At 35.5% G+C, this 19127-nt stretch carries 17 protein-coding genes, 2 pseudogenes and 2 riboswitches; of the genes and pseudogenes, 13 read left to right on the top strand and 6 right to left on the bottom strand.

Features of this window, described 5'->3' with window-relative positions; genetic code table 11:
- Positions 1-783 precede the first annotated feature (783 nt).
- From LO754_RS11110 to LO754_RS11060, 11 genes and pseudogenes are all read left to right on the top strand, one after another.
- Positions 784-1212: a HEAT repeat domain-containing protein gene (locus LO754_RS11110; RefSeq protein WP_231786262.1), complete on the top strand. Its 429-nt coding sequence runs from the start codon at positions 784-786 to the stop codon at positions 1210-1212.
- A 603-nt stretch (positions 1213-1815) separates the two neighbouring features.
- A riboswitch (TPP riboswitch) is annotated at positions 1816-1924 on the top strand.
- A 226-nt stretch (positions 1925-2150) separates the two neighbouring features.
- A riboswitch (TPP riboswitch) is annotated at positions 2151-2249 on the top strand.
- Positions 2250-2381: 132 nt separating this feature from the next.
- On the top strand, positions 2382-3002 hold the full coding sequence (locus LO754_RS11105) for a thiamine phosphate synthase (RefSeq protein ID WP_231786261.1): 621 nt from the start codon (positions 2382-2384) through the stop codon (positions 3000-3002).
- A pseudogene (locus tag LO754_RS11100) lies at positions 2986-3751 on the top strand (FAD-dependent oxidoreductase). Before LO754_RS11105 ends, LO754_RS11100 begins: the two are co-directional and overlap by 17 nt.
- Positions 3741-3935: a sulfur carrier protein ThiS gene (gene thiS / locus LO754_RS11095; RefSeq protein ID WP_024361659.1), complete on the top strand. Its 195-nt coding sequence runs from the start codon at positions 3741-3743 to the stop codon at positions 3933-3935. Before LO754_RS11100 ends, thiS begins: the two are co-directional and overlap by 11 nt.
- A gap of 1 nt (position 3936) precedes the next feature.
- Complete coding sequence (locus LO754_RS11090) at positions 3937-4707, top strand: thiazole synthase (RefSeq protein WP_025219542.1); 771 nt, start codon at positions 3937-3939, stop codon at positions 4705-4707.
- Positions 4700-5714, top strand: a pseudogene (locus LO754_RS11085) (ThiF family adenylyltransferase). The gene LO754_RS11090 and the pseudogene LO754_RS11085 overlap by 8 nt, the downstream one beginning before the upstream one ends.
- On the top strand, positions 5711-5947 hold the full coding sequence (locus LO754_RS11080; protein WP_231786260.1) for an acyl-CoA synthetase family protein: 237 nt from the start codon (positions 5711-5713) through the stop codon (positions 5945-5947). Before LO754_RS11085 ends, LO754_RS11080 begins: the two are co-directional and overlap by 4 nt.
- A gap of 419 nt (positions 5948-6366) precedes the next feature.
- Entirely contained in the window at positions 6367-7044 is a 678-nt protein-coding gene (locus tag LO754_RS11075) for a response regulator transcription factor (protein WP_024361663.1), read from the top strand.
- The gene (locus LO754_RS11070) at positions 7045-7890 is read left to right on the top strand and encodes a sensor histidine kinase (RefSeq protein WP_231786259.1); all 846 of its coding nucleotides are present in this window, start codon (positions 7045-7047) and stop codon (positions 7888-7890) included.
- 112 nt (positions 7891-8002) lie between these two features.
- Positions 8003-8683 (top strand): ABC transporter ATP-binding protein, encoded by a 681-nt coding sequence (locus tag LO754_RS11065; RefSeq protein ID WP_024361665.1) that lies wholly within the window; start codon positions 8003-8005, stop codon positions 8681-8683.
- Positions 8676-11192: an ABC transporter permease gene (locus LO754_RS11060; RefSeq protein ID WP_231786258.1), complete on the top strand. Its 2517-nt coding sequence runs from the start codon at positions 8676-8678 to the stop codon at positions 11190-11192. The genes LO754_RS11065 and LO754_RS11060 overlap by 8 nt, the downstream gene beginning before the upstream one ends.
- 151 nt (positions 11193-11343) lie before the next feature.
- Here the strand turns inward: LO754_RS11060 and LO754_RS11055 are convergent, their stop codons facing one another.
- The 6 genes from LO754_RS11055 to LO754_RS11030 form a co-directional block, all read right to left on the bottom strand.
- The gene (locus LO754_RS11055) at positions 11344-11901 is read right to left on the bottom strand and encodes a hypothetical protein (protein ID WP_024361667.1); all 558 of its coding nucleotides are present in this window, start codon (positions 11899-11901) and stop codon (positions 11344-11346) included.
- A gap of 138 nt (positions 11902-12039) precedes the next feature.
- Positions 12040-12696 carry a response regulator transcription factor gene (locus LO754_RS11050; RefSeq protein ID WP_024361668.1) on the bottom strand — a complete coding sequence of 219 codons (657 nt, stop codon included), beginning with the start codon at positions 12694-12696 and terminating at the stop codon, positions 12040-12042.
- A gap of 16 nt (positions 12697-12712) precedes the next feature.
- Complete coding sequence (locus tag LO754_RS11045) at positions 12713-14191, bottom strand: ATP-binding protein (protein ID WP_231786257.1); 1479 nt, start codon at positions 14189-14191, stop codon at positions 12713-12715.
- Positions 14192-14547: 356 nt separating this feature from the next.
- Complete coding sequence (locus LO754_RS11040; RefSeq protein ID WP_231786256.1) at positions 14548-15012, bottom strand: hypothetical protein; 465 nt, start codon at positions 15010-15012, stop codon at positions 14548-14550.
- 336 nt (positions 15013-15348) lie between these two features.
- A complete protein-coding gene (gene comX / locus LO754_RS11035; protein WP_081769888.1) occupies positions 15349-15510 on the bottom strand; it encodes a competence pheromone ComX in 162 nt (53 codons plus the stop codon).
- Between the two features lie 14 nt (positions 15511-15524).
- On the bottom strand, positions 15525-16442 hold the full coding sequence (locus LO754_RS11030) for a polyprenyl synthetase family protein (protein WP_025219537.1): 918 nt from the start codon (positions 16440-16442) through the stop codon (positions 15525-15527).
- 357 nt (positions 16443-16799) lie between these two features.
- Between LO754_RS11030 and LO754_RS11025 the strand changes: the two genes are divergently transcribed.
- Together LO754_RS11025 and LO754_RS11020 are read left to right on the top strand one after the other, a co-directional pair.
- Complete coding sequence (locus tag LO754_RS11025) at positions 16800-18239, top strand: FAD-dependent oxidoreductase (protein ID WP_231786255.1); 1440 nt, start codon at positions 16800-16802, stop codon at positions 18237-18239.
- A complete protein-coding gene (locus LO754_RS11020; RefSeq protein ID WP_231786254.1) occupies positions 18236-19069 on the top strand; it encodes a HemK/PrmC family methyltransferase in 834 nt (277 codons plus the stop codon). The genes LO754_RS11025 and LO754_RS11020 overlap by 4 nt, the downstream gene beginning before the upstream one ends.
- The last annotated feature ends 58 nt before the right edge of the window (positions 19070-19127 follow it).

Here is a 19127-nt window from a genome sequence, read left to right as displayed (position 1 = left end):
CAGTTCAAAAATATGAAAAAACCTGTAGAAGGTTGATGTTATGGGATTTCCGTCCTAGCTGTTGTTATACTTTGCATCGTTTTCACAGTATATCATGAAATATGTTCCATAGTCTATAAACATTATGACAGCAACGTTTATCGTTCATTGATTTAGTGATTAGCCCTGTTGCTGCCCCAACTACTTCTAAACTGTTACTAAATAAATATACATTCATACCTCGATTTAATAAGATTGTGCAATGAGTATGTCGTAAACTATGCAAAGTAATTTTGTGAAGTGAAGTTTAAGCAGAAAAGGAGATTTTACCTATTAACTGAGGAATTGGAACAACAAACGTTATCTCTGTTTTAAATGAATTGTAATGGAGGATATCACAGATTGTAACTTGATACACTTAATTAAACCAAAATTGGTGAGAATTATTGATAAAGTTAGTTATTTGGCAATTTGCCCTATAAGTAAATATAAAAAAGCCCCGTTTCTCGCATTAAAATTGAGAAATTAGGCTTTTCTCGTAACTCTAGAAAAGCGCACGATTGTGGAAAATCATAACCATATTTCTTCTTAAACTAAAGCCTTCGTTCGTTTAAAAAGAAAGGCAAATCTATAAAGAATAGTACATAATTATGATACGGTTCACCTTAATATAGTTAGTTTCCATTATATATATATATATGTGTTTACCAGCGATTCATCGCTATTTTCACCAAGACAATGTATAATAAGAAAAGCAGAAGAAGAATTCATTTTTCCTCTAGTGAAAAAAAGAGGTGCACTCACTTGAAACAATTTGAAACAGCATTACCTGAGCAGTATGAAACATTAAAAAAACAGGCCTATTATACGTCTAGCTGGCGAGAGCGTTTAGCCGCAGTCGAAATATTATCGGCTTATCAACATGACAAAATCATAGATATATTAAAAAATCGTATGGAACATGATACTGTCAACAAGGTCCAATTAGCAGCCTATGAAGCACTTGTGGCGCTTGGCGAGGACGTAGAGAAACCATCACCTGCACGTTTTGATATTATCAAAGGAACAGACAAAATTTTCCTACGGGTTAAAAAGAGCTTGCCAAAGGACCATACAGTGGCAGATTTTGCGGATAAACTAAAACGTATGCGTTTAGATGTCTTTGATGCGTATGAAGGCGACAAAGGTGCAGAATTTATGAACTGGTTAGAGGAACGTTGGGCAAAATTGTAACAATAGTTTTACGACTTATGAAAGCAAGTCATTCTCTCCGATTGTGGAGGGAATGGCTTTTTCTTATCTTACGCTGCGGTTCATCGAAACTAATATTAAATTGAATTACTTCTTCTATTGATTATCCTTCTTATTTAATGATAAAACAAACAACTTATTAACTTAACCTGCTCCTTTATTTTAAGTAAAAATCTGCACAATTTCTTAGCTCCATAACGATTTTCTTTAAATGTGTTACTCAAGAAAATGGCCCGATTGCAGAACAAGAACAATCCTGTCTATCAACCTCTGTTCCAAAACTTGTAATAATCGTTTACATAACAACTGAAAAAAGCATTAACAAGGGTAGGAACAATCCTTATAGTTAATGCATTTATGAATCATTTATAGCTAAACAATGACATGATTTGCATAGCGCACTGTTGCAACATAATCCATAATTAAACTAACATCTTTTCTTAAAAATAGATTTCTATGAATTTAAAGCTGAGCCCTGTGTTTTAATGAGTCAGCTTTTGCAGTATAAAGATTTGATTTTATTCTAATAATACATTATTGAACAATTAAATCGGTAGTGCTATACTTTAATTTGTAATTTCATACAATAATTGCTAGGAGAGCTGGTGTTGCCAGCTGAGAGTAGAGCCGTAAGCTCATGATCCTTTTACCTGATCTAGATTATGCTGGCGTAGGGAAGCAGATAGGATATTGTCTATTATACAAGTCCTTGTTTCCTTATTGTGGAAGCAAGGGCTTTTTTATCTTTCATTAACGGGCTGTATAACCCTCATCTAAAGATTGAGAGAAGCGAAGAAGAAAGATGGGGGATAACTGCCTGTAAGAGCCGATTGGTTCGACTAACCATCAAGTGGGGATGAAGAAGTCCCGCTTGATGGAAGTTTCACTTTATTTGCTATAACATTTTAATTGAATATTGAAAAGACCACTAGGGGTGCACGGATGTGCTGAGAGAGGAAACTCAACTCTTTGAACCTGATCTAGATCATACTAGCGAAGGGAAGTGGCTTACTTTTTGTACTTCAATGTACAAGATTTATAGCCACTTCTCTATGCTTGAGGGGTGGCTTTTTGTATGGAATTATAATGAAAGGAAGTGAACAACAACTTAATTTCTATTTTAGATATGAAAGAATAGGATGATTTAAGAAATGAATAAAAAAATAGCGCTCCATATCATTACAGATGGCCAGCATTCACTACATGAAGTGGTCCATTTTGTAACTAAGTTTGAACCCTATATAAGCTATTTGCATATTCGTGAGCCAAGTTGCACTGCTTCTGAACTCTTTGATTGTATAAGAAAATTAAAATATGCAGGCTTTCCATTACAAAAGATTGTGATTAATGATCGAATCGATGTTGCACTTGCTGCGGATGTTTCTCATGTGCAAATAGGTTATCGTAGTATTCCTGTAGCTATCGCAAGTGAGAAGTTCTCAAATCTTAAAATTGGTGCATCTATTCACTCTCTTGAAGAGGCTACAAATACAAAAGTAGATTGGTTACTCTATGGACATATTTTTGATACAGAAAGTAAGAAAGGAATCGCTTGTCGTGGAACAAAATTATTACAACAGCTTGTAAGCACTGTATCTATTCCTGTGATTGCTATCGGTGGAATCACTCCGCAAAATACAAAAGAAGTATGTGCGTCAGGAGTTTCAGGAATTGCAGTGATGTCAGGAATTTGGCAGGCAAATGACCCTATTGAAAAGGTAAAAGAATATGCTCGTCAACTTAAGGAGTGGGAAGATGAAAAGTTTCGATAGTATGATCATCATCGGTAGTACAATCGCACATTGACTTGCTGAACGCGTTTTACACGTAGTAATTCTTGAGAAAAAGGTAATTGCAGAGGGTGCTTCACATGTAGCTGCTGGATTACTAGGGGTTCAGCACAATGGGATGACGATCTTTTGTATGAAATGGTAAGAAAAAGTCGAACATTATTTCCAAAAGTAGCCGAAAAAATCCGTGCAAAAACAGGTATTGATATAGGGTACAAAGTGAAAGGAATATACAGGATTGCAAATTCAGAAGAAGAATTTGAACGTATCAACAAATTCGCTTTTGGCAAGTATCAGCTGGAGAAGAAACATTGTTGCTTTTTTCAGAAGAATTAAGAAATTTTGAACCAAATGGAAGTGATTTCCTTAAAAAGTAATTGCCCATTACTTAATGCTCCTATATTTTTAAAACGATTTTATATTGTATCAAAACGTTATAGTAAATACGTCACTGGTGCAACGATAGAGCCAAATTCATATCAAGAGATGTTAAAGCAATGAGTATTGTAGACATATTACAAAAGGCATTTTCTATTGTTTCAGCCCTACAAGATGCGAGTTGGGACCGAACATGGGCAGGATTTCGAAATGGAGGCAGAAGTTATATGGAAGTACATTCGACAATTCAAGGGCAATTTGTATCAACAGGACATTATCGTTATAGCATATTGCTAAGCCCATTCGTAGGAGAATATATGTCAGATTTAATGGTGAAACACTATGTTTATTAATGGAAATAGGATGGAAGTTCCAGACCATGTGAAAACAATTGAGAGCTTATTGATTCACTTAGGGCTTCAGGAAAAAATAGTTGTTGTCGAACAAAACGGCGTAATTTTGAAAAAAGAAAATTATTCGACAGTGGTTAAGTCTACTGATTCTATTGAGATTGTTACATTTGTCGGAGGGGGTTAACATGTATCAAATTGGACCATATACATTTACTTCAAGATTATTACTAGGAACAGGGAAATTTTCAGATTTTGATATTCAAAAAGGAGCAATAGAAGCATCAGAAGCTGAAATTTTAACATTTGCTGTGCGTCGTATGAATATTTTTGAACCATCCCAGCCTAATTTGCTAGATAAAATAGATTTATCAAACTATCGATTATTACCAAATACTGCTGGTGCGAAAACAGCTGAGGAAGCAGTACGTATTGCTAAACTAGCAAAAGCATCTGGGTTATGCGATATGGTGAAAGTTGAAATAATCGGGTGTGATGATACATTATTGCCTGATCCATTAGAAACATATCGTGCATGTGAAATGCTTTTAGCAAAAGGGTTTATTGTACTACCGTATACTTCAGATGATGTCGTTCTTACTCGGAAATTACAAGAACTTGGGGTTCATGCCATTATGCCAGGTGCGTCGCCAATTGGTTCAGGACAAGGAATTTTAAATCCATATAATTTACAAGTTATCATTGAACAAGCGACAGTACCTGTTATTGTAGACGCAGGTATAGGTACTCCGTCTGATGCAGCACTTGCTCTTGAACTAGGTGCGGATGCAGTCTTGCTAAATTCAGCAGTTTCTGGTGCGAAGAATCCAGTGCAGATGGCAGAAGCTATGAAACTAGCAATTCATGCAGGTAGACTAGGTTTTGAAGCAGGAATTATAGAGAAAAAAGAGCGGGCTCAAGCTAGTAGTCCTTCACAGGGGATGAGTATTATTGATTAATCGCTATTCAAGACAAGAACTATTTTCATTTATAGGACAAGTTGAAAAAAATTCAACAAAAACACGTACTTATTGTTGGAGCAGGAGCATTAGGTAGTAGCAATGCCGAAATACTTGTACGTGCTGGAATAGGTAAGTTATCCATAGTGGACCGAGATTATGTAGATTGGTCAAATTTACAACGCCAACAACTATACAGTGAAGAAGATGTGTTTCAACATTTGCCAAAAGCTGTTGCTGCAAAACAAAGATTAGAGAAAATTAATCGTGATGTGCTGATTGAAGCGTTTGTTCTAGACATTTCGTCATCTGAACTTTTTGCGTTTCAAGATGTAGATCTAATCATCGATGCAACAGATAATTTTGAAACACGTTTCTTACTAAATGATTTTGCAGTCAAGTATGAAATTCCATGGATTTACGGAGCATGTGTAGGTAGCTATGGTATTACATATACCATTTTGCCGCATGAAACACCTTGCCTACACTGTTTGATGGAAATCATTCCTTTATTCGGAGGGACAACTTGTGATACTGTAGGAATTATTGCACCTACAGTTACGCAAGTTGTGTCACATCAAATGGTAGAAGCATTGAAAATCTTAGTGGAAGATTGGGAAGCAATCCGAAAAGAATTATTGGCATTTGATTTGTGGAAAAACGAGCAAACAAAGATCAATGTAAAAAGTTTAAAAAAGTCTACATGTTTGACTTGTGGATTAAACCCAACCTATCCATATTTAACGAAAGAATCAATAACCAAGGTTGCAGTACTATGCGGTCGTAATACGGTTCAAATTCGTCCTGCAAAACCAAAGTTAGTTAATATTATTGAGTTTGAAAAGAACCTGGCTCCACATGTTCAACATTTGAAGTCAAATCCATTTTTAATTCATTTTCAAGTTAATCAAAATCAGATTATTCTTTTTCGGGATGGACGTGTATTAATTCATGGAACGAATGATATTGTAGAAGCGAAGAAAATCTATCATCAATATTTTGGATGAGGATAGGTATAAAATGTTCCATATTTCCGAGGGCAAGTACGATTTCGTGTAATGGACCTCATTTTCAAGATTTACCTGACCAAGAAAACTATCGTTTAATAGCAAAAGTAGATAATGCAATAATTGGTACGAACGTGAAAATTGTTGATGAGTTAGGCGATGAAGTATCACATGATAGCATATCTATTGGGGAAGTCATCGTCAGAGATAATATTGGGATGAAGGGCTATTGAAAAAACGAACAAGCAACAATATTGTCGATAAAAGATGAAAGACGGCGACCTTAGCCGTGTATTTAAGCTAGTTTAAATTATTTTTAATACCTCTTTTAAGTTAGTATAAAAATGAAAACTTAGAGGAGGTTTTTTTATGTACAATCAACACATTTTGTATTTCAACGTTTTCAACCTAATAATTTCGAACAGCTAGCGAGGGACAGGTCAATTGAACAAATGCTAATAAAGCATATCCATTTACTCTTTCAATCATATCAGCAGTATTGCTAAGGATAATAATCCAGCAAGCGAGAGAAGATACAAACATGGTAAACTTTTATATGTACTACCCGATAAAATATTTTTGAAGTGGTAGGGCGCAATTTAATGCTCGAGGAGCGAAAATCCATAACTTCGCTCTGAAGGAAGGTGAGTATTTGTATAAAATTATGATTGTTGAAGATGACAAGGCATTGTCAAATGGTATTGCTCTTGCTTTGCAAGGGAGTGAAATGGATGTTCTGCCATTTCACAGTATTCAATCGGCAAAAATGCAGTTATCTAATACTAACTTTGATTTGTTGATATTGGACATTAATTTGCCTGATGGGAACGGACTAGACTTGCTGTGCGAAGTGAAAAGAAACAGTACTATACCCGTAATCATGCTCACAGCAAACGATATGGAAACAGACATTGTGGCAGGACTTGAAATGGGAGCAGATGATTACATTACTAAACCATTTAGCCTTGCCGTGTTGCGTGCAAGAGTAAATACGCAGCTCAGAAAACAAGTGGTCACAAAAGGAAATCAATTTAAACAAGATCACTTTGTTTTTGACTTTGACCGCATGGAATATTTTAAAAACGGAAAGGTAGTTGAGCTGAGTAAAACCGAGCAAAAACTGCTAAAAATTTTAACAGCCAACAAAGGCGTTACTTTAGAACGCAGCGTATTGGTTGAACGTATTTGGAGCGATGGCGCACATTATGTGGACGAAAATGCTTTGTCTGTTACGCTAAAGAGATTACGGGACAAGCTTGAGGATAACCCTACAAAACCCGTATATATAAAAACAGTGTATGGTATAGGTTATTTATGGGCGGTGAAATAAATGGCGTTTTTTAAAGCAAATAAGGTCATTGATCGATTAAACAAAATGATTGATAATGCGATAGAGGGAAGACCAATTGAAAATGGATTTGATGAAAGCAAGCTGTCTGCGCTGGAAACTAAATTATCCCACTACCTTACAGCAAACAGTGCCACAAAAATACAGCTAGCTGACGAAAAATCACAAATCAATCAACTGATTTCCGATATATCTCATCAAACGAAAACGCCTCTTGCTAATATTCTGCTCTATACTCAACTTTTAGCGGAAAGTGAGCTGTCTGACTATGATCAAAACTGTGTGGCAGCTTTAACGCAGCAGGCAGAAAAATTAAACTTTCTTATTTCTTCTCTTGTAAAAGCATCTCGGCTTGAAACGGGAATTATTACAGTTACCCCTACAAACAACAACGTAGCGAACATGCTTGAAACGGTTATAGAGCAGGCTACACCGAAAGCTATAGGAAAAAACATTGCTTTAACGGTAGATAGTAGGGATGTAGAGGCAGTCTTTGATCCAAAATGGACAGTGGAGGCACTATACAACATCGTAGATAATGCCATTAAATATACACCAAGTGGCAGAAGTGTCCAGTTATCTGTCACTCCGTATCAGCTTTTTTGCAGGATTGATGTGGCCGATACAGGACTCGGTATTTCAGAGGATGAAACGGCAAAGATTTTTTCTCGTTTTTATCGTTCACAGGAGGTAACCGACAAAGAAGGCGTCGGCCTTGGTCTTTACCTTGCGAGAGAAATCATTACAGCCCAAGGCGGATATATAAAGGTCAAGTCTAGGTTGGGAGTTGGCTCTGTTTTCTCGGTGTTTCTTCCAATAAAAAATTGAATTCTTTCAGCACTGTTAGATTTGATTTTGCTTCAGAAAGATTCTCGAAAGATTCGAAGTTTATAATATGAATTGCAGAGATGGAAGACATATTTTTTTGGAGGAAATTTAAATGATTATACTTGAAACAAAGGATTTAATGAAAATTTACGGGAAAGGGGATACTGCCGTTCATGCATTGGATGGCGTCAGTATGAAAGTGGAGAACGGTGAGTTTGTTTCGATTGTAGGTACTTCCGGTAGCGGCAAATCCACATTGCTTCATATGCTTGGCGGTCTTGATCGCCCGACTAGCGGAAGGGTGATTGTGGATGGTCAAGAACTTTTTAAGTTAAAGGATGAAGAACTTACGATTTTCCGCCGCCGAAAAATCGGCTTCGTTTTTCAAAATTATAATCTTGTCCCTACTTTAAATGTCTATGAAAACATTGTTCTTCCTATTGGCTTAGATGGCAATACGCCTGATAAAGCATATGTGGATGCCATTATTCACACGCTTGGTCTTGAGCGTAAACTTCAAAATATGCCCAATAATTTATCTGGAGGGCAGCAGCAGCGCGTTGCTATTGCTAGAGCTTTGGCATCAAAGCCTGCCATTATTTTAGCCGATGAGCCAACGGGAAACTTGGATACTAAAACCAGTCAAGATGTTCTGTCTTTATTTAAAGTAACAAGTAGACAATTCAAGCAAACGATTGTCATGATTACCCATGATGAGGAAATCGCACAGCTTGCAGACAGAATTGTCCGTATAGAAGACGGACAGATTGTAGATGGTGGTATCCATGCTTAAAGTAAATAGTAAAAGAACCATTCATTTGCTTGCAAAAAGTTCGTTCAAAGCAAGTAGAATGAGAAACTTATTTGCTATCGTTGCAATTATTTTGACTTCGGTCATGTTTTCGGGGCTATTTACAGTAGCTACAAGCCTTGTTGCATCGATTGAGGAAAGTACTATGCGACAGGTGGGCGGCAGTGCACATGGTAGCTTTAAATATCTGTCAAAAGCGCAATATGACGCGCTGAAAACGCATCCTGATATTAAAGATATTTCTTTCTCTGTCGTTTTGGGCGTGGGTGAAAATAAGGAGCTAGCCAAACACCCTACTGAAATTCGATACACTAGCGGTGAAAACAATGCAAAGGGTATGTTTTCTATGCCGACAACAGGAAAACTTCCACAAAATGATGATGAAATTGCCACAGACACACTCGTTTTAAAGCAACTTGGTGTTTCTGCGAAGCTAGGTCAGAAGGTTACCTTAGACTATTCTTTAGCAGGGGAAAAAATAAGCAAAACCTTTACACTAGTAGGTTATTGGACAGGTGATAAGGTTATGCAGGCAAGTCAAGCATGGGTGAGCAAAAGCTATGTGGAGAAGCAACTTGCCAATTACAAACCAAGTAAGCAGGGCTATGATGTAGGTCTTATCAACGCTGATGTCAATTTCAAGAACAGTTTTCGTATTGAAAGCAAGCTGCAAAAAGTGATTGTAGACAGTGGGTTCAGTCTGGACGACATTGATTATGGCGTCAACTGGGCTTATACCGGAAACGGTGAATCTCTAGACATAAGTACCATCGTTGCGACTGTTGGTGCCATTTTAATGATTGCTTTTAGTGGTTATTTAATGATTGCTAATGTATTTACAATTAGTGTGGCAAATGATGTACGGTATTATGGACTGATTAAAACAATTGGTACAACTCCAAAGCAAATTCGTAAATTGATACGTAGACAGGCGATGTGGCTCTGTTTCATCGGTTTGCCAATTGGGTTGCTAGTTGGATATCTTGTGGGAATGATGCTAGTTCCGATTGTCTTGTCTATTATGAACACCGATGTCATTAAAATATCAGCTCATCCACTTATCTTTATTTTGTCTAGTATTTTTTCAGCAGTCACTGTTTTTGTCAGTGTTTCAAAGCCGTCAAAAATTGCGGCAAAAGTCAGTCCGATTGAAGCGCTTCGTGTTACAGATAACAGTGCAGGGAGTAAACGGAAGATAAAGAAAGGGACTAAAGTAAATTTGTGGACGATGGCCTATTCAAATCTTGCTCGCAATAAAAAGAAGGTCGTGCTTGTCTCCATCTCACTTTCTTTAGGGCTTGTGATTTTAAATGCTACCTATTCGATTGCAAATAGCTTTGATATGGATGAATATTTAAGCCGTTCTATCATGAACGATTTTGCAGTGGGAGACGTGTCTAACTTTAACGTCAATCTCAACTATAGCAACCAAGACACGTTAAGCGAAGGCTTTTTCTCTGAGCTGTCCTTACAAGAAGGCATCGAAAGCATCAATAACATCTATTTTACAGAATATGAAGTGCCAACAGGGCCGCGCTTTGTCGATATTCCTAAACAATTGGCGAAGGAATATGGCGCAGATAGTAAGAGAGTTGAAGCACTTAAACGCTATGCTCAAGAACCAAAACAACTATTGCACCTGTATGGTCTTGATGAGGGTGCTTTGCAAAAGTTAATCTTACTGCATGGCAAAATAGAGGAGCAAAAGCTTTATTCGGGAAAATATGTGATAGCTGCACCATTTGATGCACAAGGCAATATTTTATACTATGCAATCGGTGACAAAATTCAGCTTCCAGATCCAACCGGACAAATGCGGGAATATGAAGTGCTTGCTGTTGCGGACATTCCAGAAAGCATAAGCGCAAGACACTCGCATCCGTTAACGCCAACATTTTATTTGCCAAGCCAAGTCTTTTTAGAGCAAATTGAACAAAAAGCCCCAATGCTAAGCACGATTGATGTGCAAGATAGCGCAATGGAAAAAATGGAGCGTTTTTTAGCAAACTATAGTACTAACACCGACCAAAACATGGAATTTGAATCCAAGGCGTCTTTAGCGGCAGAATTTGAAAACTTGCAAAAAACGTTGAAAATCGTTGGGATTACCATCAGCATTCTAGTAGCTTTCATTGGCATTATGAATTTCATCAATTCTGTCATTACCTCCATCAATGCACGTCGACGAGAGCTTGCGATGCTACAAAGTATCGGTATGCTAAATAGACAGGTAATTAAAATGCTTATACTGGAAAGTACCATGTATATTCTGCTAACTATAGCTGCAACGCTTACTATTGGAAGTGCAATTTGCTATCTGGGTCTAAATGCATTTACAGCAGGGGCAGCCTATATGAAGCTATATTTTACAGTTGTTCCATCACTGCTATGCCTTCCAATACTTCTTGTCATAGCGATAATAGTTCCTGTCATGTGCCAAAAGGTCATTTCAAAAAGCAGTATTGTAGAGCGATTACGTAAAATAGAGTAGGTACCTATTACCATCAAACCATTGAGCTAGCTAATTATAGCTCCGAATTTACACGCAACAAGGCAACTCTCTTGGGGTTGCCTTTTGTGTATCTACTAAAGGGGTAGCGAAGAGAAGTGAATGCGAGATTGTTGTTTTGCAGCATAGGCATTCACGATGACTTATACAATTTATACATGGCCGTTTCGTTATCAATAGATTGAGCAATTTTAAAAGCTTCCTCTTGCGTTTTATGATTATTTATAATTTCATATAAAAACCTTATAACGAACATAAAATTAGCATTACCGTCTATGTAATCATCAGGGCCTATATATGAGTGACAACCACATGCAAGAAAAGCGTTTGCTAGCTGTTCCTTGCCTAATGTGCAACCAGAGCCTATCACTTTCACATCTTTTATATTCGTATATTGTTTAATCTCTTGCTGTCCAAAAAAATCACCTCTTGGCTCATTGCCTTCATAAACATCTTCACCAAGTTCAGGCATACATAATCTACCTTCATCTCCATGAAAATTTAAAATTAAATAATCTACTTTATTATCAAGTTCTTTACCGGATAGAACATCAATCAGATCATTGGGTCTACCTATCCAATGTATATTTACCCTTACGCCAAAATACTCTAGTGCTGATCGTATAGCATACGATTCCATATCACAATTCGGTCCTACGACTAAACTGACATACATTTCAGGTCTACTCAACTTACATTCTCCTTTTTACGTCAATTCACATGCTACAACTTTACAATTAAAGGGATATTGCAGGAAGTTGAACTGAACGAAACCGCCTGTATCCCTTTGACATGTCTTTTCAATTTCCGTTTGGTGAATCTATTCAATTTAGCTATCCGGAATAAATAGATTAGAGATTAAGCCATATTTTTGAGCTATTTGTAGTGCTTCAATTCTAGAATTTGCTTTTAATTTTGAAAAAATTTTAGTTAAGCTGTATTCGATTGTGCGTTGGCTGACATATAACTCTTCCGCAATCATTTTATTTGTGTATCCTTTGGAAATAAGCTCAAGGATATTTTGTTCCTTATTCGAAAGCGTGATAATACTATTCTCTTCAAAATTATTATTAGAAGAAATCGAATTTCTCCGGAGTTGGCGTAATAAAGATAGTGGAATGATTACTTCTTCATTCAATGCACAATAAATAGCATTTACGAGCTGTTCAGAGCTGGACATTTTGCTTACAAAACCAGCAATACCTGCATTAATTAATAAATCAAAATGGGTATTAATATCAAAACCTGTATAAATGACAATTTTCGCCTCAGGATTTACTTGTAAAATTCTTTTAGACAGTTCCAGTCCATTAATGTCAGGCATATACAAATCTACAAGAAAAATATCGAATGTTGGGTTAGAGGCAGCTTGGATAATTTCATCGATATTTTTTAATATCGTGACTTCCATACCTGCAGTTTCCAAAATAGCCTTTGTACCCGTTCGTACTGCAGGATGATCGTCCACAATTAAAACTCTAATCAAAAATCTCACCTCTATTTCAAATAATGATGCAAATGTGAAGTCCTTTGTTCAATGAAGAATTAATTTCTATCGTTCCATTTAAAATTCGAACACGTTCTTTAATGCTGAACATACCGATTTTATTCGTATCCATTTCAGATGACTCGAGTAATCCCACACCATCATCATCGTATAGCAGAATGATATGGCAATCATCGTAAAATATCGAAAGTTCTACTTCGTTTGCATTCGCATGCTTACGAGCATTGTTGAGTAGCTCTTGAACAATTCGATAAATATTAATTTCAAATTCATATGAAAGCCCTTCAAGCCGCCCATCATAATCAAAATAAATAGAAAAATCACAATGTTGTCGTGTTGATTCAATCATATGTCCTAAAGCTTGTTCTAGTCCTTCTTCTTTTAAAAAGGGAGGACGAAGTTCAATGCATGTTTCTCGTACTAAATGAGCTATGTCGATGATATCTTCTTTTAGACAGTCTAGCTCTTTACTTATTGATGATTTTTCAGCATGTTTAATAAGTCCTTCTATATTTCTTATTAATTGTAATAAGCCTTGTAAAACACTGTCATGTAAATCCATGGATAAATTAATACGTTCTTTTTCGGTCACATGCATGAGCAGTTTTGAATAGGAAGTAGGCATGATTACTTCATCAATATTATTTTTATAAGAGTCGAGTTGGCATTTCAACTCTTCAATTAGGTAATTATTTTCTAAAACAATACTTGAAAAATAAGATATCGACTCTAGCCACGCCTTTTCTTGTGGGTTCAGTTTTGCATTATTTTTCTTTTGTTCAAAATAGATAATTTCTTTACTAATGCCGTTACTACCGATAACCGTTGCGAAGCCTTTATGTACTTTAAGCAAGGAACCATTTGAATACTGCGCCCAATTAATTTTTTGAATGGCATTATTTACGAGGCTTTGGTGAGCCGTTTTAACAGTCCAATTGTCTACTGCGGGTCTTTTTTCAATTTGGATATAGTTTAAGTTATCAACAGAAAGTACATCTTTAATTTGCTTTTGAAGTGCGTCAATCAATGTAAAAGGATTGGTTTCAAATTTCACTTTTTGGAAAAAGCCATATAAGCTAATGTCTAACCGATTATTTTTAGAAAATAAATGAGGATTTAATTTATAGTCTAAATAATCTTTAATATAGAGCAAGATGCAAGAAAGATAGAATATAAAGATGCCCAGTATGAGAATTTCAATCGATAATAGATGTACTTCAGTCATAAAACTTATTATAAGCGTGGTTAGTATAGAAAATGGTAAAGATAATAACGTAAAGTATTTAATTTTATTTAAAAAGAAGTCAATATCTATTAATTCATAGGTCAATTGCAAATAAACTAAAATAATAGGAATAATGAAAATAAAGATTCCTGTTATTTCAGCAGAAATAATATAACGATCGTGGAAAATAATTGGTAGTGCATAAAACAATATAAATGGTGAGAAGGCAATAAAGTAACCTGAGAACATTATTTTTAGTTTAATGCGTACATTCGGTTCATGGTTAATATAATAGTACCTTATAAGTAAAAATAGTAAGAAAAATATTAAAGACGAAAAAAATTTTAATTGAATAGTCGTACTCGAAATTTCTAGGTCTTTATTAACAAACGAGACAAATGATATGGCCATAATAAGAAAATATAAAAGGTATAATACTTTAAGATAACAGGTTTTAATGAATGGAAGTTTAGAATAAGAAAAATGTAAATATAAAAAATGTATAAATAAAATAACGAATATTGGAAGCGTGATCGTATTGATGCTACGTCCAATTACATCTCCTCTTGCAGAAATCGGGGCGCTACTATAACAAAGCGCAATCGTTAATAAAAAATAAGTGAGAACCTGTGATGAACTTTTTCAGAATGTCGGGTATTCAATATGATTGCTAGCGCAATCGCAATGATGACAGATAAAATTTTAACGAAAAGTTGCACTTCAAGCATTAAACTTTTATTTCCGTTTTCAACGATAAATGTAACAGTTTCATTAGCAGCATTAAGAATAGTTAGAGACTCAGCTAACTCTATTCGTTGGAAATAAATGATAGAGTGATGAAGTGAAGGATGAGCGTTATTGACTTTTAAGATTTGGTCACCTGGTTGGATATTTTGATTTATTCCCCATGAATTTTCATAAATAGTATCTACAAAGTATTGTTTATCTTTATTTAATACCTCTATCCCAATTAAAGGATATTTCATTGTAAGATAAAAAAAATAAATGATTAATAGTGTAGTAATAAAAATGGGGAATCCCATCCAAATAAATTTTTGCTTTTTCATCATTTCCTCCTTAGAAGTAAGTGACAATCCATAGGAGTGACATATTAAAATAGAGGGAATTGGCTATTATGAATATTGGACGTAGAAATTAAGTTTTAGCGTATTCCCTTTTGTTGCCATTACAAATAAATGAAGAGTCGTAACCCTTAATTTATTTATGATGTATAGTTCCTTTCAAATGCAATAGGTAGGGATGGTGTGTGTATAGTGGTGATGTATTCAGCTTGCTTTTTAGTTTGCTCGTGCATTTTTTCGAGAAAAAGGCTACAAGTATTATCGTAGTTTCCTCTTCTGCTTATCGTGGTGATAATCCTGTTGTGTTATACTGTTACGTTGAAGTTATTTCCAGTAATAGGCTTGCAACTGCGGTTTTTTATTTAAAACAACGTCTATAAGAGCCTTATTCTCTTCTGGAGAGATACCTATAATACAAATTTTATTGTTTTTTAAGAGATGTAAAACTTCAGTGTCTTTCATTAGATAGTGAATGATGTTTTTCATATGAAGATCTCCTTTTAAATGTATTTAAGTAGTGCTTCTTTATATTTTTTAGTAATGGATAATGACATGATGCTGGATTCAGCCTTGTTTCGATACAGTTGTTGGGTGACTTTTGAATAAAGAAAAGCACCTGTTTCTTCTAACAGTGATTCAATCACTTTAGCTAGCTCCAATATTTCGTGTTTTTCTATACTTCCGTTGTAATAGTTTTGGATTTTTTCTATCACCGGATGATTTTGTTCCACGGCTAACAAATATAAAATGGGTAAAGTCCATTTTTTATTCAGCAAATCATTTTTCCCATCCCAACATTTCATACCTTCCATATCATTTTGAATCTGACCAATTACCCCGATGTGACTACCGTAAAATTGAACTTCAGTTGCTTTATCCGGATTCGCAAGAACAGTTCCTATTAAACAAGCTAACTCCGTTAAGGACCCAGACTTTAAAACAACCATGTCAATATAGCGATCTTCACAAGATATATTGTTTAATAAATCGATATGTTGTCCTTCAATAGCACGCAAAGCCTTTGTAATCAAGAGTTCTAATGCTATATATTTATGCTTAAAATCGGATTCTTTAATGATTAACTGACATAAAAAGAGTAAGTAACTTGAAATATTTAACGATAAATTTTGGTGTTGAACCCAAGGCGATGAAAGATTATCTTGGTCTTCAATATCATCTAAAATATCAAAAGATAAAATAAGAAGTTCAATTGCCGCTGCTACTTTAAAAATGTGATTTTCTATTTTATTGTTATAAATCACATAATGGAGTACGACTAACTCCCCAAATAAATAACCTTCCTCTTTCTTAAAGTCGATAAATTCATATAACTGCGTTTTCATATCCTTATTCGTTACATAAGTCTCTAAAATATCTACCATAGTTGAATACAATCGATTATTAACATCTAAACTCATCTATAACACCACCATCTCGTAAATAATACCACATATTAACATTATATTAAAATATATCCTAAACATTGTAAAATAAGGAACTGCTAATATAGGTTAAATAAAGGTGGCAATAAGCTTTTTCGTGCTTATTATCGCTGCCAAACTGAATGGATTGGTCGGTTTTTTCAAATTATTTTCGGTATACCGAAATGTGATTTTCGGTGAATTGCAACAGAAAATATGTGAAGATTTAAATGTCAGAATTATTTTAATACCGGTTAATTAAGTGATTTCTAGACTTTAAGTAATGATAGTAAGTAGTTTCATTTAGATTTGCTAATGAATCAAAAAATTCAAAGTATATTGGAGGCTTATATAATGAGCAATATTAATTTCGATACGATTATTGTAGGAAATGGAGCAATAGGATCTTCTATAGCATACGAACTTTCCTCTAGAGGTCAAAAGGTTGCACTTATAGGGAAGGAAGCACGTGAATCAGCAGCATCTACAGCTGCTGGCGCGATGAATGGCTGTTATGGAGAAGTGACTGAAAGTCTTATGAAAAGTGAGTTCGGTCGAAAAAAATTATTAATGGACATTAAGGCTAAAAATATGTGGAAAGGTTGGCTATCCAAACTGACGAAAGATTCAGGTGATGAAAGAGAAGTAATCATTGCCCACGGTACGGAAGTAATCCTTAACACGGCAGGAACAAGAGATGTAGATTCTGTTAACTTTATGAAAATTGAACAAGCGCTAAAAGAAAACTCGGAACGCTATGAAATAATAGATTCAGATAACCACGTATGGCTAAAGGCAGATGAACAAGTAAGACCTCTTAAAGCATTACTAATACCAGAAGAAAATGCAGTTGATCCTAACATTTTATTAGCTAAACTTTCCAAAGCCATTCATAATCTTGGAGGAACCCTTTTCAATGAACATGCACTATCAGTAATTACAGAAGGCAATCAAGTTTGTGGGATTGAACTGAGCGAACAGAAAATTTTTGCAAAAAATATTATTATCGCTGCAGGGGTTCATTCGTTAGATTTATTAGATTTCGATTTAGAATTGAAAAATAAAATACCGCCAATGTTTTCAGGGTACGGTGTGTCAATACTTTTAGAATTAGATGACATAGAAAATTATAACAGGGTCATTCGAACGCCAAATCGAGCATTTGCCTGCGGTTTACATTGCGTTCCTCGAAATGGGAAAGAGCTTTACATCGGTGCAACCAATATACTATCGGATATTCCAAGGAAAAATGCCTATGTATCGGATGTACAATTTTTATTAGATTGTGCAGTAGAACAATTACACTTAGATCTTTTTAATGCCGACATTAAAAAAATTCAAGTTGGAAATAGACCGATACCAGCTGATGGATTCCCGTTAATCGGTCAAATTAAATATGATGGTCTTTGGTTGGCTACAGGAACATATAGAGATGGGTTACACCAATCTCCTTTAATCGCTGAACACTTAGCTAACGAAATAAGTGGGATTGTAAACGATATTGACCTTTCTGATTTTCATCCAATTCGAAAGCCTCTCTATAATACACCAAGACATGAATTGATTGCTAAAACAACATCCGAAATGTTCGCCACTGGTTACGAATATCGTTGGGACGTGCAACCTTATTGGCATCCTATTTTAGAAAAAGGAATGCTTCATAGTTTTGAAGAAATTTTAGACGAGCTACATAAGGAATTTGCTCCACCACCTGAAATCCTTTCTCTTTACCTGACACATCCTAAATCTTCTAAAGAACAGCTAAGAACATACTACAATGCGTGGAGTGAATGATGAAGACAAAAGATGATTATATTAACCTGTTAAAAAACGCAGGAGTTTGGGACCCTGTGGGAGACTACGAAAAAATATACAGTCAATATTATTTTACAGAAGCGGGACAAAATGACCCAATAGCAGTAAAGGAATTTGAGGCAGACATTCATGAAAGATGTAATAGAATTCCGTTGGAGCATATTGTAGGCTACGCAGAACTGAACGCTAATAGATATGTTGTTGGAACAGGCGTTTTTATACCGAGAATTCAAAGTTTGGGGATCGTTGAGTGGCTGAAAGAAAATAAAGCAATCGCTCCGAGTTCTTTCGTATATGACTTATGTTCTGGTTCGGGTGCAATCGGGATAGAAATTTGGAAAATGACGAATGCAAACATTGTCTGTATAGAAAAATCAGATTTAGCTACTAAATATCTCAAGCGAAACATCTTGCGTCATCATGCCGAGAAGGTTGACGTTTATCAAGGAGACATCAAAGAATATTTTGATGATATGCCGCAAAAAGCAGTCGAAGCAGAGATTGTTATATCCAATCCCCCATATGTACCGAAAGAAATAGCGCAACCCCCTGAGTGGGGGGTGCATCATCCAGAAGAATCGGTCTATGCAGAGCAGGATGGCATAGATATTATCTATGCGTCAGCTATATTTGCCAATAGAGCATTAAAAAAAGACGGCGTTGTATTAATCGAACATGATGAAAATCAAGGAGAAAGCGTCAGTGCGATATTAGCAAGCAATAATTTTTATAACATCCAAACAATCGTAAGCGAGAAATATTCTGACGAGACAGGACTCTCCATCTTTACTATAGGTTATAAGCTATAAATAAATATCCAAGAAATATCTCAAATCATAAGGGTACAATCTTTTATCTTTATAAATC

This window comes from Lysinibacillus sp. GJ-1, assembly GCF_021166035.1.
Classification (GTDB): Bacteria; Bacillota; Bacilli; order Bacillales_A; family Planococcaceae; genus Lysinibacillus; species Lysinibacillus sphaericus.
This window is presented reverse-complemented; position numbering and strand designations above follow the sequence as displayed.

Bases quoted from the DNA above. Each gene is read 5' to 3' on its own strand.
- LO754_RS11080 (WP_231786260.1), top strand. From the start codon at position 5,711: ATGAGGATAGGTATAAAATGTTCCATATTTCCGAGGGCAAGTACGATT.
- LO754_RS11045 (WP_231786257.1), bottom strand. From the start codon at position 14,191: ATGTTCTCAGGTTACTTTATTGCCTTCTCACCATTTATATTGTTTTAT.
- thiS (WP_024361659.1), top strand. From the start codon at position 3,741: ATGTTTATTAATGGAAATAGGATGGAAGTTCCAGACCATGTGAAAACA.
- LO754_RS11025 (WP_231786255.1), top strand. From the start codon at position 16,800: ATGAGCAATATTAATTTCGATACGATTATTGTAGGAAATGGAGCAATA.
- LO754_RS11040 (WP_231786256.1), bottom strand. From the start codon at position 15,012: ATGATGAAAAAGCAAAAATTTATTTGGATGGGATTCCCCATTTTTATT.
- LO754_RS11065 (WP_024361665.1), top strand. From the start codon at position 8,003: ATGATTATACTTGAAACAAAGGATTTAATGAAAATTTACGGGAAAGGG.
- LO754_RS11060 (WP_231786258.1), top strand. From the start codon at position 8,676: ATGCTTAAAGTAAATAGTAAAAGAACCATTCATTTGCTTGCAAAAAGT.
- LO754_RS11090 (WP_025219542.1), top strand. From the start codon at position 3,937: ATGTATCAAATTGGACCATATACATTTACTTCAAGATTATTACTAGGA.
- LO754_RS11070 (WP_231786259.1), top strand. From the start codon at position 7,045: ATGGCGTTTTTTAAAGCAAATAAGGTCATTGATCGATTAAACAAAATG.
- LO754_RS11105 (WP_231786261.1), top strand. From the start codon at position 2,382: ATGAATAAAAAAATAGCGCTCCATATCATTACAGATGGCCAGCATTCA.
- LO754_RS11020 (WP_231786254.1), top strand. From the start codon at position 18,236: ATGATGAAGACAAAAGATGATTATATTAACCTGTTAAAAAACGCAGGA.
- comX (WP_081769888.1), bottom strand. From the start codon at position 15,510: ATGAAAAACATCATTCACTATCTAATGAAAGACACTGAAGTTTTACAT.
- LO754_RS11030 (WP_025219537.1), bottom strand. From the start codon at position 16,442: ATGAGTTTAGATGTTAATAATCGATTGTATTCAACTATGGTAGATATT.